This is a genomic window from Allomuricauda sp. TY007, assembly GCF_010468565.1.
Lineage (GTDB): Bacteria > Bacteroidota > Bacteroidia > Flavobacteriales > Flavobacteriaceae > Flagellimonas.
This window is the reverse complement of the sequence record NZ_WUEG01000001.1, coordinates 151,130-167,544: the sequence shown is the minus strand read 5'-3', so window position 1 is coordinate 167,544 and position 16,415 is coordinate 151,130. Positions and strand designations below refer to the sequence as shown.

The following is a 16,415-nucleotide window of genomic DNA, read 5'->3' as shown; positions in this document are numbered from 1 at the left end:
TCTGGAGGTTATAGTTTTTTAATTTTTATGTTTCTAAACCAAATGGGGCTCGCGTGATCTTGAAGGGCAATGTAGCCAGTTTTGTATTTTCCGTAGTCGGGCGCATTGTCCCATTTGCCCGAATTCTTTTTGGCTTTCCAGTCATCGGACCACGGTACAAATTCCAATAATTTTTTACCATTGAGCCAGTGTTCCACCTTTTCGGGGGTGAACACAATTTTTGAAGAATTCCATTCTCCTACCGGATTCAGTTGTTTTTGAGATTCGTCCGCGGTATGCATGGCATAATCGGCACCTGTTTTTTGCCAATCTTGAAGAAGCTCTGGGTGTTCTGCACCAAATTGCGAGTTGTACCCTGTCAAATCGTGTATGTCCGCATAGTTTTCATCGTCGATGATCTGATATTCTGGAGACACAACAGGAGGCCCATTATAACCTTCTTTTACATGGTAAAAAATTCCGCTGTTGGCCCCTTTGGGTATTTTCCATTCCAGATAGAGCTCAAAATTATCGAACTCTTCGGCGCCATAAATAATATCTTTCCCGCCGGTATAATCCTGTTCCAGTCCCAATTCGGTATCAAAAGTGAGGACACTGTCCTTTATTGTCCATCCTGGAGGCAGGGAATCCATACCATAGCCGCGCCAGCCTTCTAGACTGGTGCCGTCAAAAAGGTAGGTCCATTCAGATTTCTTCTCTTCAGTTGTGGGGGTTGTTGCTTCGTCTTTTTTGTTTGATTGGTTTTTACAAGCAGCTATCGCCAAGATTAAAATGGCAAGCCTTAAAAATTTGAGCATGGTTTAGTTTTTGATTTTTTATCTGCGAGGTTAAAGTACAAAATAATTGGATAATTTTTTTGTGCCTTTTTCACTACTTTTAAGGCAGACTAACTCAACACTTTAAAAATGAAGACTTGCTTTTTCAAAATTGGTATGCTTTTGCTTACCGCAACATTGTTTATTGCCCCAATGCATTCCCAGCGCAGGAACAAAAAACAAAGCGCACCGGAATATCCCGAAAAATTATACTCAAGTTTGGAATACCGATTGATAGGTCCTTTCCGTGGAGGCCGTTCCGGAACGGTTGCTGGAGTGCCTGGAGAACCCAATCTATATTATTTTGGAGCCACTGGCGGTGGTGTTTGGAGAACCACAGATGGAGGTCGTTCTTGGGAAAATATTTCCGATGGTTATTTTGGAGGGAGTATCGGTGCCGTTGAGGTGGCGCAAAGCGACCACAATGTGATCTATGTAGGTGGAGGGGAACAGACCGTTCGCGGCAATGTTTCATCGGGCTATGGTGTTTGGAAAACCGAGGATGCTGGAAAAACATGGAAATCCTTGGGCCTCGACAAAAGCCGTCATATTTCCCGAATGCGGGTACACCCCGACGATCACAATATTGTGTATGCCGCTGTAATGGGCAATTTGTACAAGCCTACCGAAGAAAGGGGCGTTTACAAAAGTACCGATGGGGGAGAGTCATGGAAAAAAGTGCTCTTTGCCAATGATATGGCTGGAGCGGTCGATTTGACATTTGACCCGAACAACCCACGGATTTTGTATGCATCAACCTGGAGAATTGAACGAACTCCCTATAGTTTGAACAGTGGCGGAGAAGGTTCAGCATTATGGAAAAGTACCGATAGCGGAGAAACGTGGACAGAGATTTCCAACAACGAAGGTTTCGCGACCGATACTTTAGGAATTATCGGCGTGGCCGTTTCGCCCCAAAACAGCAATAGGGTGTGGGCTATGGTAGAAAACAAAGAGGAGGGAGGTCTGTACCGCTCGGAAGATGCAGGAAAAACTTGGGCTCTTGTAAATAGTGACAGAAGCTTGAGACAACGTGCTTGGTACTATACCCGGGTATATGCCGACACCAATGATGAAGATGTGGTTTATGTGCTGAATGTGAGCTATCATAAAAGTACGGACGGAGGAAAAACCTTTGAATCTTCCAATGCCCCGCACGGTGATCACCACGACCTTTGGATTGCTCCGGAAGATTCCAATCGCATGATTATGGCCGATGATGGGGGTGCCCAGGTAAGTTATGATGGCGGGGAAACCTGGAGTACCTACCACAACCAACCTACGGCACAGTTTTACCGGGTTACCACGGATAATGCTTTTCCATACCGTATTTATGTGGCACAACAAGATAATTCTACCCTTAGGATCAATTACAGAAGCGATGACGGTTCCATTGGAGAAGACGACTGGGAAGAAACTGCGGGAGGCGAGTCGGCCCACATTGCCGTGGACCCAACCAATGATGATATTGTTTATGGAGGTAGTTACGGCGGATTGTTGACCCGCGTGAACCACGCCAATAACACTACAAGGGCCGTTAACGTATGGCCAGACAACCCCATGGGGCATGGTGCCGAAGGGATGAAGTACCGTTTTCAGTGGAACTTCCCCATTATGTTCAGCAAACATGACCCCAATAAATTGTACACCTTCTCCAATCATGTGCACATGAGCACCAATGAAGGTCAGAGTTGGGAGTTGTTGAGCGGTGACCTAACCAGAAATGACCCGACAAAATTGGTGTCCAGCGGTGGACCCATTACACAGGATAATACCAGTGTGGAATATTACTGCACCATTTTCGCCGCCAATGAAAGTCCATTGAAAGAAGGATTATTGTGGGTGGGCAGTGATGATGGTTTGATTCATGTGACCAAAGACGGAGGGCAAACCTGGGAAAACGTAACCCCGCCCAATATGCCCGAATGGAACATGATCAACAGCATTGAACCTTCCGCTTTTGATGAAGGGACTTGCTACGTAGCTGCCACGCGTTACAAGTTGGGAGATTTTGCTCCATACCTTTACAAAACCACCGATTACGGAAAAACTTGGACAAAAATTACCAATGGAATCGAAGATGAGCACTTTACCCGTGTGGTACGAGAAGACCCAAAAAGAAAAGGGTTGTTGTATGCAGGTACGGAAACCGGTATGTACATTTCTTTTAATGATGGAGCCAATTGGGAGAAGTTTCAGTTGAACTTGCCCATTGTTCCCATTACGGATTTGACCATTAAAGATGACAACTTGATTGTGGCGACCCAAGGTAGAAGTGTTTGGGTGATTGATGACCTTACCGTGTTGCACCAATTGGATGATGCCACAAAATCTGCAGATGCTATTTTGTACAAGCCAAGAGATAGTTATAGAACCAAAGGAAGAGCAGCTAGAAAACCATCAAAAACAGAAGGCGAAAACTTGGCCAACGGAGTCATTACTCATTTTTACTTGAAAGATTTTTCCGAGAAGGACAGTGTTTCATTAACCTATACCAAAATGAACGGCGATACTTTGGCAACCTATAGCACTTATGCCAAGGAGAAGGATAAAAAATTGAAGGCCAAGAAAGGTGGAAACACCTATGTTTGGGATACCCGTGGCAAAGGTGCCGAAAAATTGGACGGCATGATTTTGTGGTGGGCCAACCTAAGCGGGCCTAAAGCCGTTCCTGGAACATACAAAGTTAGTTTGAATGTAAACGGAAATGCCCAAACGGAGAACTTCACCATTCTTCCCGATCCAAGGGCAGAAGTTACGGTGGCCGATATGCAAAAACAGTACGATTTCATCACCGAGGTGAACGAAACTGTGGACAGAGCGCATCAATTCATTAAAAAAATCAGGGAGATCAATGGCAAGTTGGACGAATTCATCAAAAAGTATAAAAATGATGAAGCGACCAAAGCTTTGGTGGAAAAAGCCAAAAAAATGAAAGAGCAATTCAGTTCCATTGAAAAAGAACTGTATCAAACCAAGAACAGAAGTAACCAAGACCCATTGAACTTTCCCATCAAACTGACCAACAAACTGGCACACTTGAACAGTTTGGTTTCCATTGATGATTTCCCGCCAACCGAGCAAGACATCGCAGTTAAAAACGAGATGACAGCTAAAATCAATGAGCAATTAAAAGCTTTTGATACATTGGTCGACGAGGAAATTTCGGCTTTCAACGAAGAGTTCAACCAACTCAAATTAAATTATTTGAGCATCGAAGAATAAATAAATGAGGCCCTTATGTTTTTGCATAGGGGCTTTTTTTGTACAACATACCTCAACCATACAAATCAGCCATCACCATGAAAAAAGGAATGCTTCTTTTGCTAAGTGCCCTATTCGGCACGCTCTCAATTGCACAGACGGCCAACGAGTATTTTGAACCCATGAAATTTAGGAACATTGGCCCATTTAGGGGCGGACGTTCCGTAACTGCAAGTGGTGTTGTGGGCGACCCGCTTACCTATTATATGGGTACAACGGGTGGCGGACTTTGGAAGACCACCAATGCCGGAGGCCAATGGGAAAACATTTCCGACGGATTTTTTAAAATGGGTTCCGTTGGGGCCGTTTCTGTTTCACCATCCAACCCCAATATTGTGTATTGTGGTATGGGAGAGCATGCCCCAAGAGGCGTAATGACTTCTTATGGAGATGGAATGTATAAATCCAACGATGCAGGGAAAACATGGATTAAGCTAGGCTTGGAAAAAACGCAGCACATTTCACGAATCATCATCCACCCCACCAACCCCGATATTGTTTATGTGGCAGCCCAAGGCGCTTTGTATGCCCCAAATCCGGAGAGAGGGGTATATCGTTCCACGGATGGAGGAAAGACTTGGGAGAACATTCTGTATGTGGATGAAGGTACAGGAGCCGCCGAGCTTTCCATGGATGCAAATAATCCTTTGGTTTTGTATGCAGCAATGTGGGAGCACCAGCGTAAACCCAATAAGGTAATCAGTGGTGGGCCTGGAAGTGGATTGTACAAAAGTACCGATGGTGGGGATACTTGGACAGAAATGACGAAGGGACTTCCCGAAGAAAAAGGAAAAATGGCCATAGCGGTAAGTGCTGCCAATTCTGATAAAGTCTATGCCGTGATTGAAAGTGATTCCAATCAAGACAAGGGCGGTTTGTTCGTTTCCAATGATGCAGGTGATAGCTGGCAGATGGTAAGTGGAGATAACCGATTGGTGCAACGTGCCTGGTATTATATTGAAGTGTTTGCCGACCCCAATGATGAAGATACCGTGTATGTGCTGAGTGCTTCCATGTTCCGTTCCGAGGATGGGGGGAAAACATGGGGAACCATCTCAGTGCCCCATGGCGATACCCACGATTTGTGGATTAACCCCAACAACTCCAACAATATGGTTTTGGCAGATGATGGCGGGGCTACCATTACTTTTGATTACGGCGAAAACTGGACCTTACAGGACAATATGCCTACGGCACAGTTTTACCGAATCAGTGCAGACAATCTCTTTCCGTATAATATTTACGGAGGCCAGCAGGACAATACTTCGGTCAAGATTGCGAGTCTTTCAGTAGGTCGATGGAGCATTGGTCGGGAGGATTGGCACTATTCCGCAGGTGGGGAGAGTGCTTTTTTGGCCTTTGATCCCGATAATCCCCGTTATGTGATGGGTGGAAGTTATTTGGGGACCATCGAACTGTTGGACATGGAATCCAAAATGTCCAGTAACGTCATGGCGGCTCCGATCCAATATTTAGGTCGTGATGCACGGGATATGAAATACCTGTACAACTGGAATGCCCCCGTGATTTGGTCCAAGCACGAACCCGGTACGTTTTATCATGGAGCCCAATTGGTGCTTCGTACCCGGGACAATGGAGTGACTTGGGAAGAAATATCCCCGGACCTTACCAGAGATCAAGATGAACTGCAAGGAAAAGGAGGTGGCCCCTACACCAACGAAGCCGTAGGTGCCGAAAACTATGGGACCTTAGCCTACATCATCGAGTCACCTCATGAAGCAGGGGTTTTGATCACAGGCAGTGATGACGGTTTGGTGCACATTACCAAAAACGGCGGAGAATCATGGGAGAACATAACCCCAAAGGGGTTAAAGGAATGTTTGGTAAACGCCATTGAGGTATCGCCACATAACCCAAGTACCATCTACATTGCCACCACCCGATATAAGTTCAACGATTATACCCCTGCCATATACAAAAGCAGCGACTATGGTAAATCGTGGACGAACATAAGTGAAGGGATTCCCTATGGAGCCTTTACAAGGGTAGTACGGGAAGACGAAGAGCAAAAAGGACTATTGTATGCGGGTACCGAGAAGGGGCTTTATGTTTCTTGGAACGATGGAAAAAAATGGGAACCCTTGCAACTGAATCTGCCCAAAACGCCGATTACTGATTTGAAAGTGCACCAAGGAGATTTGATCGTGGCTACATCCGGAAGAAGTTTCTGGATTTTGGACAACATCACCACACTTGCTCAGTACGAAGGAAGCAACAAAGCATTAAAAATTTACAAGCCCGAAGAAGCCATTCACGGTAATTGGGGAAGTCAGCTAAACAGTTCTTCTAAAAGTGTAACGGGAACCCATTCTTTTGAAGGAGTAAACCCGGCAAACGGTATGGTAATCTACTATAATCTTCCGAAAAAATTGGATTCTTCCGAAGTTACCATGGAAATTTTGAACGGACAGGGCAAAGTGGTTCGCAGCTTTACTTCCCAAAAAGATGAAAGTTACATACCGCACAATGGTGGCGGTGCACCGCCAAAACCTGTTTTGGGAACCGACAAAGGGTTGAATCGCTTTGTTTGGGATTTAAAAACCCCAATATTGCCAGGTATCCCAGGCGTGTATATCGAAGCAGATTTTACAGGTCACAAAGTGCCACCCGGGGAGTATACCATAAAATTAAAAGCAGGAGGGGAGACAGTTTCCACCAAGGGAACCATCATTGCTACACCCAATACCAATGTTGATCAAGAGCGTTTTGAGGAACACGATGCCATTATGACGGATTTCGAGACCAAACTCACCGAGATGCACAACAAAGTGAACAAGTTGAAAGAAGTGCAAGGTCAACTGGAGAAGCTTTTGAAGGATTTGAATAATGATGAGCTGAGGAAAGAAGGTCAAGCTTTACTCGATAAATTAAAAACATGGGATGGCGAAATGGTACAGCGTAAATCACAAGCGTATGATGATGTGGAGAACTTTCCCAACAAGTTTACCGCTGAATATTTATTTGTAATGAACCATAGCAACAGTGCTTTGCCACAGATCAATCAACCATCAAAGGATAGAAAGGCAGAACTGGATGCGCAATGGGTTGGGTTAAAACAACGAGCAGAAGCTTTAATGAATACAGAAATACCTAATTTTAACGCCAAACTATGGGAGCATGGCATTGGAGCCATCAGAATGTAACACTTAAAACAAAATAATTGTTGTACCCGTATATAAAATCGTTGCACTTAATATTTGTGGTGACCTGGTTTGCAGGTTTGTTCTATATTCCCAGATTGTTCATTTACCATATTGAAGCCTGGGAAAAACCATCACCCGATAAGGAAATCCTTTCCGAACAACTAAAGTTGATGACGAAACGATTATGGTACATCATCACTTGGCCATCGGCAATCTTGTGTACGTTGTTCGCGATATGGTTGTTGATTTTGATGCCCGCTTGGTTGCAGCAACCTTGGATGCACGTTAAACTGGCCTTTGTAGCGTTACTTTTCGTGTATCACTTTAAATGTCATCAAATCTTTCAACAATTGCAGCGCGATGAGGTAAAATACACTTCTAAATTTATGCGTATTTGGAACGAGGTGGCGACCCTTATCCTGTTTGCCGTGGTGTTTTTGGTCATCCTTAAAAATGCCTTTAACTGGATCTATGGGGTGATAGGGATTTTTGTGCTGGCCCTATTGCTGATGCTGGGAATCAGGTTGTACAAACGTATCCGTGACAAAAACCCGAATGCTTAGAACACCCATTTAGGCTTAAGTTGGGGTATAAAAGGCGGAGTGTTATGCTGCATTGTTTTTTGATTCAAACTTGTGTATTTTAACGTATGTCCAAAAAATACCCGAAAGATCGCATCAAAGTACCTCGATTTAGTGAGGATTCGGGTTTTTATACAACACCGCAACGTTCCAAGATCATGGGAAAAATACGGGGCAAGAACACCAAGCCAGAGCTTGCCTTTAGAAAAGCACTGTGGCAATCGGGCTACCGTTACCGTATTGATTACAAGAAGCTCATAGGAAAGCCGGATATCGCCCTAAAAAAGTACAAGACCGTTATATTTATTGATGGTGAGTACTGGCACGGTTATAATTGGGAGGAGCGCAAACAAAAAATCAAGACCAACCGAGAATTCTGGATTCCCAAAATTGAGCGTAACATGCAACGGGATCAAGAGGTGAATCAAGCTCTGAAAGAAAAAGGGTACACTGTATTTCGTTTTTGGGAAACAGAGGTGAAGAAAAACTTAGATGAATGTTTAGAGGCAGTCTTAGTGCACCTGGATAAAGTCAAAGCTGCTTTTTCACAATCTTGAAAACTTGTAGCACATCATCCAAAGGCAATTCAAAGTCCTGAAATTCGGGCGATGTATTCAAATTATGGCACAAAACCGTCTTATTTTTCCTGTTATACCCTGTAAGTTGTTTACAGATAATCCTATTTTCACAAACCAGTATATAAGATTGGTTCCAAAAAGTTTCATTATTGCGTGTTAACGATTCTTTTTTTATTTCTAAACCAAGTACATAGGCCTTGTTCGGAATTGCCTCAAGGCTGGAATCGTTCATGGAATCGCCGGACACTTCAAATATGCGATGGGGTTCATCCGCTAAAAAATCAATTATAAAACCTCCCTGAAAAGGATTGCTCAGATTGTGCTTTTGTAAGCTTTGAATATATTTTTTGTGCCATTCCACCAATACCAAAGGGGCCATTACCAAGTATTTTCCATGCTCCAACGGGTAAAATACACTGCCGTGCTTGGTAAAAGGCTGTCGTTTGGTGTAGGCCTCTCCCATATCGTTGACCTCGTGCATGTAGAGCTCGGCAATGGTAAGTCCAAAGTACTCTGCTATTTTGGTGAGATTTTTTATGGGGATATTGGCATCCTTGCGTTCGTAGAGCTGAATGGTGCGAAGGCTAACCCCAATTTCTTTGCCCAATTGTGATTGGCTAATGTTATTTTTTCGTCTTAACTGCTTAATTATATACATTTATTTCTATATTGTGTAATATTGTTACGCAACAATAAATCAACGCAGCAATTCATCTGTTTTTCTGTAATTGGGTTACAAGCCAAATATAGAAAATAGGATCTGACCCCGACATATAATTATTTAAACACAAATTATAAATGGGTTCCATTAAAGGCCTTGGGCCGATCGTAAAGGGCGAATTAATCTTCAAGGAAGAGGATTATGGAAAGCCAATCAATGAAAAGCTATCCGAAATACTACGAAGAAATACTTCTAAAAATGACTTTGCCAATATTGCCATACAGAGCAATGTGAGTTTTTCCACTATTCGAGATGTAGTGTACCGTACCAATAGTTTGACCAAATTGAACGCAAATGCCATTTCTTTGTTGATTCATGCTGCTTTCGAAAACTCTTTTGCATACAAACTACAGGCGGAGGGCGATATTCTTTATCTGGGAAATTTATTGAAGCTCTAAACGCAACAACCAATCGGTTTGTTTATCGGTACCAATATAATAAGGGTGTTCGTTAAACTTAGTAAAGCCATGTTTTTGATAAAAACGTATGGCCTTGGGGTTGTGTTCCCATACCCCTAGCCAAATATAATCCTTACCCAACTCCTTGGCTTTTGCGATGATCTCTTGAAGCATCCAAGCACCGATTTTTTTACCTTGATGCTGTTCAAGCACATAAATACGTTCAATTTCCAAGGCATTGGGATCGTGCACATCGGTCTGGGCGGTTCCAATGTTTAATTTGAAATAACCAACCAATGTTTCATTGTCATAAACAAAATAAAAAAGGCAGTCTTTATTGCCAAGTTCTTGCGCTAACTTGTTGGGATGAAAAGCTTCTTGGATATAGGTTTCAAAATCCTCTGGGTCATTGTCCTTTTCAAAAGCTGCTCTAAAGGTCTCTTTGGATATGTGCACCAAAGTTTTTAAGTCCGAAGTAGTACATTGTTGATAGTTCAAGGCCATGGCAAAGAATTATGCCCAAAATTATCACAAAAAAAAGAGCCTAACACGAAGTTGGCTCTATATTTTTCAGGGGGATAACTACTGATCTATAGCATGAAAAGCTTTTTGATCAAAAGCATAAAACCTGTGAAAAAATCGTTTCTGTAGACTTGAACATTTTCGTCCATCGTGGTTTTTGATTTTAGTGCCATGGTTAATTTGGTTTGTGGTGTTAATTTGGGTAAAAATTTCGATATAACCAAATATATAATCGATGAATGGCAATTTAAAACTATTGTTGTGTAATGGCTTGATTTTGTTGTAAAAATTGTATGGATATTTATCAAATATTCATTTCGGGAATATCCCCTTCAACAACAAGTTTTCCTTCGGTCGCTTCTACGATTTCTTCAACGGTGACCCCAGGTGCTCTTTCCATCAATTTGAATCCTTCGGGTGTGACTTCCAAAACGGCAAGGTTGGTGACAATTTTTTTTACGCATCCTACACCGGTCAAGGGCAAGGTGCATTGTTTCAACAATTTTGATTCCCCGGCCCGGTTGGTGTGCATCATGGCAACGATGATGTTTTCCGCAGAAGCTACCAAGTCCATGGCGCCCCCCATCCCTTTTACCATTTTTCCGGGTATCTTCCAGTTGGCGATATCTCCATTTTCCGCTACTTCCATCGCTCCTAAAATGGTTAAATCCACATGCTGGCCCCGTATCATTCCAAAACTTAGGGCAGAATCAAAAAATGAAGCGCCCGGCAAAGTGGTTATGGTCTGTTTACCAGCATTGATGATATCGGCATCCTCTTCCCCCTCGAATGGGAAGGGGCCCATGCCCAAAACACCGTTTTCGCTTTGAAATTCCACACTAATATCGTCCCGTACAAAATTGGCAACCAAGGTGGGTATACCAATACCGAGGTTGACGTAATATCCGTCCTTGACCTCTTTTGCTATCCGTTTTGCTATTCCGTTCTTATCTAACATGTTGTTAATGTGTCAATTAAGTAATTAGACAATATGCCAATTACTTCTAGTTATGTATTTCTTTTTGAGGTCGAAATTATTTTGTTCAAAATTTTGATGATGTCAAACAATTCCGCCAATAACTTTTCAGCACTTGGATAATTATTCAGTTCGTTGCACAAGAAAAGCCAAAACTCAGTTTCTTCAGCTTCCTTCATTGCAATTTTCATCTTGTGCACAAAGTCAGCCTTGCTCTCCGCATTTTGGGCTTCCTTAATATTTGCTCCTATGGATGTTCCTGACTTTAAAACTTGGTTAGCTACCACGAACTTTCGAATACTTTCAAGTTTTTCGCCATATTCAACAATGTTTTTGGCAAATTCAAACGATTTTACCAAAATAGTGTTGTCACTATACTTTTCACTAAAAGTTATCATCATACTTTTTGAATATATCGCAATCCGTTAATTAATCCAGCCTAATCGACCCATTATCACATTGATTCATTGGCATATTGGCACATCGGCTTATTATCTCGTTCTCACCGTTCGTTGCTCTATTCTTTTCTCAAATGATTTTCCTTGGAAAATGCGCTGTACAAATATTCCAGGAATATGGATCTGGTTGGGGTCCAGACTGCCTGCAGGAAGTAGTTCTTCGACTTCCGCTACGGTTATCGTGGCCGCTCCGCACATACACGGATTGAAATTCCTAGCCGTGCCTTTGAAGATCAAGTTGCCCGCTTCATCCCCCTTCCATGCCTTTACAAAAGCAAAATCGGCCTTGAAAGCTGGTTCCAACACATACATTTTTCCATCGAATTCACGGGTCTCTTTTCCTTCTGCGACCTCGGTCCCGTAACCTGCCGGGGTGTAAAAAGCGGGAAATCCTGCTTGTGCCGCCCTGCATTTCTCGGCCAAAGTTCCTTGTGGTGTCAACTCCACTTCCAGTTCCCCGCTCAGCATTTGGCGTTCAAACTCGTCGTTTTCACCTACATAGGAGGAAATCATTTTTTTTATTTGATGCTTTTGCAAGAGCAGTCCCAGTCCAAAATCATCGACCCCGGCATTATTGGATATACAAGTGATGTCCTTAACGCCCAATCGCACCAATTCGTCTATGGCATTTTCGGGTATTCCGCATAGGCCAAATCCGCCCAACATAAAGGTCATTCCATCCTTTACACCCTCCAAAGCTTCTGTAACATTGGCAACTGTTTTATTGATCATAGCATTCGTATTTATATTGCCTGAAATTACGATTTAAATAAAAAAGCCCCAAGCAAATTACGATATGCCTGGGGCTTTATTTTATCAAAATGGGTTTGGGCTAGAAATCCAAGTCGTCCAAATCGTCTCCAGTATCAATATCTTCCTCTTCTTCCTGTTGTTGTTTGGTACAGTCTATATTGATGGACATCTCCTCTGGCTCTTCAAAAGCATCTTTGGAAACGCCTATTTCTTCGTTGGCGTAGTTCTTCTTCATATAAAGGGCCCAAATCGGCAATGCCATAGATGCTCCCTGGCCATAAGCCAATCGATTAAAGTGTATGGACCTATTGTCTCCACCTACCCAAACGCCGGTTACTAGATTGGGAACCATCCCCATGAACCATCCATCACTTTGATTTTGTGTGGTTCCTGTTTTTCCGGCTATCGGATTTGTCAACTCATAAGGGTATCCGGTTATAATCTCCTTATAAACGGTGTTGTTCTTGCCATAGGTGTGCCTTAAACGTCCCCCAGAACCGTATTGGGTCACACCTTCCAAAAGATTGATCATCGCATAGGCAACATCCTTGCTCAAGACATCTTTTGTTTCGGGTTTGTATTCGAATAGTACGGTACCATTTTTATCTTCTATACGGGTGACCATCACGGGTTTTACATACACCCCTTGGTTGGCAAAGGTCCCAAAGGCACCCACCATTTCATATACGCTTACATCGGGTGTACCTAAAGCGATGGACGGCACTTCTGGAATTTCTTTGGTAATTCCCATGTTCTTCGCTATCGAGGCAACCGAACCAGGGCCTACCCTATCAATCAATTGTGCTGTGATGGTGTTTACGGAATTGGCCAAGGCACTTTTCAGGGACATATCCTCTCCCGAGTACTTTCCATCCGAATTCTTTGGACACCATGCGGCCATGTTTCCATGCTTGCCTGGCTCAATACAATACTGATTATCGGGAAGGGTATAACAAGGGGAATAACGTAACTGGTCTATTGCTGCGGCATACACGAAAGGTTTAAACAAAGAACCTGCTTGCCTTGAACCTTGAATTACATTGTCGTATTGAAAATGTTTGTAGTCTATACCACCTACCCAAGCTTTTACGTGACCTGTTTGTGGTTCCATGGACATCATTGCAGTACGTAGGAATGTTTTGTAGTACCGTATGGAGTCCATAGGTGTCATTATAGTATCTTTTTCAAAGGAATCGCTGTTCCAATCAAAAACGGTCATTTCTGTTTTCTTGTGGAAAGTTGCTTCAATGTCCTTTTCAGCCAATCCTTCACGTTTAAGATGGCGCCATCTGGCCGATCGTTTCATGGCGCGCTCCATAATGGTATCAATGGCACCGCTTGTCAAATCCAGAAATGGAGCAGTAGGGTTGCGGTCGGGCGTATTTTGGTGAAAGAACTCAGCTTGAAGGTTTTTCATATGTTCTTGCACGGCCTCTTCTGCATTTTGTTGCATTCTGGAATCTATGGTGGTGTAGACTTTTAGCCCATCCAAATAAATATTATACTTTTCGCCATCAGGTTTTGGGTTTTCACGGACCCAGTTGTTCAAATAGCGTTGCATGTACATTCTAAAATAGGTGGCCAACCCTTCTCTGTGGGATTCTGGGTTAAAGTTGATCTTCATCTCCCTGCTTTGCAACGAATCTTTCTCCTTTTCAGAGATATACCCATATTTCGCCATTTGCCCGAGAACCGTATTGCGTCTGTTAAAAACCAACTCTTCACGGCGTATGGGATTGTAAAGGGACGAGTTTTTTAGCATACCTACCAATACGGCGGACTCTTCGGTTTTAAGTTCGGCGGGTTCTTTTCCAAAGTAAATTCTAGATGCAGAACGGATACCGTCTGCATTGTACCCAAAATCATAAATATTGAGGTACATGGCGATGATCTCTTCTTTTGTGTAGTTACGCTCCAAACGGGTAGCTATTACCCATTCCTTTATTTTTTGTGTAACTGCCTCTAATAAGTTTCTGGATCGTACACCAACAAAAAGTTGGCGTGCCAGTTGTTGCGAAATGGTACTTGCCCCCCCTTTTGTTCCCAAATAGGCCAAAGCCCTTGCGAATCCTCGGGCATCAATACCTGAGTGATCATAATACCGGGCGTCCTCGGTAGCTACCAAGGCATCTACAATGTTTTGCGGAAGGGTCTCGTAGTCTACCCAAGTTCTGTTGTCGTCCAAATAGAGTTTCCCCAAAGTTTCCCCGTCCGAAGAGATAAACTCGGTGGCCAAGTTGGTCTCTGGGTTTTCCAAACGTTCAAAGGTGGGCATTTCTCCAAGGGCTCCCCACGAAGCCAAAAGAAAGATCAGAACAACGGAGAGTACCCCTGCTCCAAATAAGATCCAAAACCACTTAATGAAAGGAAAAAAGTTTTGCTGCTGTTTTTTTTGACGCTTCTTTGCCATTATAATTTGGGTGCTTTTTCTATTTCCAAACCAACATCTGTTACTCCTTCTAAAATATGAAGGCCTTCCACATCGCCATTTTTGCGCATGGCGTGGGAAATATTCACTTTATATACGCCAGAATCGGGAAAACCGATGTTTTCCTTGTACCAAAGTTTGTTTTCCTTAATGCTTCCCATTCCTTTCCCCAACCATTCTCCACTGGGTTCTGCCATTTTATATTCCAACGTATCCTTAACGGTATTACCGCTTGGATATTCTAACTCGGTAATCAAGAATAAATTGCTAAAGGCAAAAGTATCATCATTTCTGATATTGATGAACATATTGTATGTTTCCGTGGAATCCAGTTCGGAAAATTGAAAGTCCACCCCTTGATCCATTTCCCACTTTCCTTCTTTGATGGGTCTGTAATCCGAATAGACCAACAGCTCATTACAGGATGATAGGGCAAGGACTGCGATAAGTAGAAACAAAAAATTATTTCGCATTGGATGCTTTGGATTTTGGTTTTCTACGTTTTTTCTTTCTTCGCTTTTTATTCTTGGGCCTATCAAAACGGGTAAGGCTGTCCTGGCCTACGACATTTTCGAAAGTAGTCTTTTCTTCCGCTACATTATCTGCGGCGTACTCCTCTAGACTGGCAACTTTATCACCTTTCTTGTTAAGTTCCAGGATTTCCAAAACTTGGTCTTTGGAAAGGGTGTGCCAAGTTGCTGGTTCATCCTTATACGAGAACCAAAGCGTTTCTTTAAAAATATCCGCTTTTTGACAAAAAGCTATTCCTTTCTGGGTTTTGAGCTTACAATCGGAGGGGGGGAAATTTTTGAGTGCCTCCAGATACATATCCAACTCGTAATTGAGGCAGCATTTGAGCTTGCCACATTGACCTGCCAATTTTTGAGGGTTCAAGGCCAATTGTTGGTAACGGGCAGATGCTGTGCTCACCGACCTAAAATCTGTCAACCAGGTAGAGCAACAAAGTTCACGACCGCAAGAACCGATGCCTCCCAAGCGCTGTGCTTCTTGCCTATATCCAATTTGGCGCATCTCAATACGAATACCGAAGGCTTTGGCCATGTCCTTGATCAATTGCCTAAAATCCACACGATCTTCGGCGGTATAGTAAAATGTGGCCTTGGAACCATCTCCTTGGAATTCCACATCGCTAAGCTTCATTTCAAGTTTTAGGGAAATGGCGATTTCTCGGGAACGCTTTTTTATTTCTTCTTCCCTATCTCTACATTTTTGCCAAATATCAATGTCCCGTTGGGTGGCTTTTCTGTAAATTTTTGGGATGGTCTTATCATCAGGGGCCACCTTTTTCTTTTTCATCTGTATCCGCACCAATTCGCCGGTAAGGGTAACAACGCCGACATCATGACCGGATTTGGCCTGGGTGGCCACTACATCGCCTATGGACAATGTGAGATTCTCCGTATTCCTAAAAAATTCCTTTCTACTGTTCTTAAAACGTACCTCAACGCAATCAAAAGGTTTTTGACCGTTGGGCAACGACATATTGGAAAGCCAGTCAAAGACTGTTAGCTTGTTACAACCATCAGTGCCGCAAGTACCATTGTTCTTGCAACCACGCGGTTGTCCATCCTTGCCGGTTGAACAACTGCTACACGCCATATTTAATATCTTGATTGAGGTGTCGATAAAACATTGTCAATTGGATTACAGTCAAAACTCCTTCAAGCATTGAGAAATTTAAAACACATCTCGACTGCGCTCGATATGACATGAAATTTCTTCCTATCCGTTTAAAC

General features: G+C 43.0%; 14 protein-coding genes. 5 read left to right on the top strand and 9 right to left on the bottom strand.

What is annotated here, in order from left to right:
* Positions 1-8: 8 nt before the first annotated feature.
* Positions 9-797 carry a DUF1080 domain-containing protein gene (locus GO009_RS00760; protein ID WP_163624240.1) on the bottom strand — a complete coding sequence of 263 codons (789 nt, stop codon included), beginning with the start codon at positions 795-797 and terminating at the stop codon, positions 9-11.
* Positions 798-905: 108 nt separating this feature from the next.
* Between GO009_RS00760 and GO009_RS00755 the strand changes: the two genes are divergently transcribed.
* The 4 genes from GO009_RS00755 to GO009_RS00740 all read left to right on the top strand — a co-directional run bounded on the left by GO009_RS00755 (position 906) and on the right by GO009_RS00740 (position 8,381).
* Complete coding sequence (locus GO009_RS00755; protein ID WP_163624239.1) at positions 906-4,040, top strand: glycosyl hydrolase; 3,135 nt, start codon at positions 906-908, stop codon at positions 4,038-4,040.
* 77 nt (positions 4,041-4,117) lie between these two features.
* Positions 4,118-7,243, top strand: coding sequence for a glycosyl hydrolase (locus tag GO009_RS00750; RefSeq protein WP_163624238.1), 3,126 nt, complete (start codon positions 4,118-4,120; stop codon positions 7,241-7,243).
* Positions 7,244-7,260: 17 nt separating this feature from the next.
* On the top strand, positions 7,261-7,806 hold the full coding sequence (locus tag GO009_RS00745; RefSeq protein WP_163624237.1) for a CopD family protein: 546 nt from the start codon (positions 7,261-7,263) through the stop codon (positions 7,804-7,806).
* 86 nt (positions 7,807-7,892) lie between these two features.
* On the top strand, positions 7,893-8,381 hold the full coding sequence (locus GO009_RS00740) for a very short patch repair endonuclease (RefSeq protein WP_163624236.1): 489 nt from the start codon (positions 7,893-7,895) through the stop codon (positions 8,379-8,381).
* On the opposite strand, the gene GO009_RS00735 is transcribed toward GO009_RS00740, so the two are convergent.
* A complete protein-coding gene (locus GO009_RS00735) occupies positions 8,356-9,060 on the bottom strand; it encodes a helix-turn-helix domain-containing protein (protein ID WP_163624235.1) in 705 nt (234 codons plus the stop codon). The genes GO009_RS00740 and GO009_RS00735 overlap by 26 nt on opposite strands.
* 140 nt (positions 9,061-9,200) lie before the next feature.
* On the opposite strand from GO009_RS00735, the gene GO009_RS00730 reads away from it, so the two are divergent.
* Positions 9,201-9,521, top strand: coding sequence for a hypothetical protein (locus GO009_RS00730; RefSeq protein ID WP_163624234.1), 321 nt, complete (start codon positions 9,201-9,203; stop codon positions 9,519-9,521).
* On the opposite strand, the gene GO009_RS00725 is transcribed toward GO009_RS00730, so the two are convergent.
* The 7 genes from GO009_RS00725 to GO009_RS00695 all read right to left on the bottom strand — a co-directional run bounded on the left by GO009_RS00725 (position 9,507) and on the right by GO009_RS00695 (position 16,278).
* The gene (locus tag GO009_RS00725) at positions 9,507-10,025 is read right to left on the bottom strand and encodes a GNAT family N-acetyltransferase (RefSeq protein WP_163624233.1); all 519 of its coding nucleotides are present in this window, start codon (positions 10,023-10,025) and stop codon (positions 9,507-9,509) included. The two genes, GO009_RS00730 and GO009_RS00725, sit on opposite strands and share 15 nt — an antisense overlap.
* 322 nt (positions 10,026-10,347) lie before the next feature.
* Positions 10,348-11,001, bottom strand: a complete 654-nt coding sequence (locus GO009_RS00720) for a CoA transferase subunit B (protein WP_163624232.1) — start codon at positions 10,999-11,001, stop codon at positions 10,348-10,350.
* 50 nt (positions 11,002-11,051) lie between these two features.
* Entirely contained in the window at positions 11,052-11,420 is a 369-nt protein-coding gene (locus GO009_RS00715) for a four helix bundle protein (RefSeq protein ID WP_239057356.1), read from the bottom strand.
* Positions 11,421-11,510: 90 nt separating this feature from the next.
* Positions 11,511-12,209, bottom strand: coding sequence for a CoA transferase subunit A (locus GO009_RS00710; RefSeq protein WP_163624231.1), 699 nt, complete (start codon positions 12,207-12,209; stop codon positions 11,511-11,513).
* A gap of 100 nt (positions 12,210-12,309) precedes the next feature.
* A complete protein-coding gene (locus GO009_RS00705) occupies positions 12,310-14,640 on the bottom strand; it encodes a penicillin-binding protein 1A (RefSeq protein WP_163624230.1) in 2,331 nt (776 codons plus the stop codon).
* Positions 14,640-15,131 (bottom strand): gliding motility lipoprotein GldH, encoded by a 492-nt coding sequence (locus tag GO009_RS00700; RefSeq protein ID WP_163624229.1) that lies wholly within the window; start codon positions 15,129-15,131, stop codon positions 14,640-14,642. Before GO009_RS00700 ends, GO009_RS00705 begins: the two co-directional genes overlap by 1 nt.
* Complete coding sequence (locus tag GO009_RS00695) at positions 15,121-16,278, bottom strand: regulatory iron-sulfur-containing complex subunit RicT (protein WP_163624228.1); 1,158 nt, start codon at positions 16,276-16,278, stop codon at positions 15,121-15,123. The genes GO009_RS00700 and GO009_RS00695 overlap by 11 nt, the downstream gene beginning before the upstream one ends.
* Positions 16,279-16,415 lie beyond the last annotated feature (137 nt).

Bases quoted from the DNA above. Each gene is read 5' to 3' on its own strand.
- GO009_RS00760 (WP_163624240.1), bottom strand. From the start codon at position 797: ATGCTCAAATTTTTAAGGCTTGCCATTTTAATCTTGGCGATAGCTGCT.
- GO009_RS00755 (WP_163624239.1), top strand. From the start codon at position 906: ATGAAGACTTGCTTTTTCAAAATTGGTATGCTTTTGCTTACCGCAACA.
- GO009_RS00750 (WP_163624238.1), top strand. From the start codon at position 4,118: ATGAAAAAAGGAATGCTTCTTTTGCTAAGTGCCCTATTCGGCACGCTC.
- GO009_RS00740 (WP_163624236.1), top strand. From the start codon at position 7,893: ATGTCCAAAAAATACCCGAAAGATCGCATCAAAGTACCTCGATTTAGT.
- GO009_RS00735 (WP_163624235.1), bottom strand. From the start codon at position 9,060: ATGTATATAATTAAGCAGTTAAGACGAAAAAATAACATTAGCCAATCA.
- GO009_RS00730 (WP_163624234.1), top strand. From the start codon at position 9,201: ATGGGTTCCATTAAAGGCCTTGGGCCGATCGTAAAGGGCGAATTAATC.
- GO009_RS00725 (WP_163624233.1), bottom strand. From the start codon at position 10,025: ATGGCCTTGAACTATCAACAATGTACTACTTCGGACTTAAAAACTTTG.
- GO009_RS00720 (WP_163624232.1), bottom strand. From the start codon at position 11,001: ATGTTAGATAAGAACGGAATAGCAAAACGGATAGCAAAAGAGGTCAAG.
- GO009_RS00715 (WP_239057356.1), bottom strand. From the start codon at position 11,420: ATGATGATAACTTTTAGTGAAAAGTATAGTGACAACACTATTTTGGTA.
- GO009_RS00710 (WP_163624231.1), bottom strand. From the start codon at position 12,209: ATGATCAATAAAACAGTTGCCAATGTTACAGAAGCTTTGGAGGGTGTA.
- GO009_RS00705 (WP_163624230.1), bottom strand. From the start codon at position 14,640: ATGGCAAAGAAGCGTCAAAAAAAACAGCAGCAAAACTTTTTTCCTTTC.
- GO009_RS00700 (WP_163624229.1), bottom strand. From the start codon at position 15,131: ATGCGAAATAATTTTTTGTTTCTACTTATCGCAGTCCTTGCCCTATCA.
- GO009_RS00695 (WP_163624228.1), bottom strand. From the start codon at position 16,278: ATGGCGTGTAGCAGTTGTTCAACCGGCAAGGATGGACAACCGCGTGGT.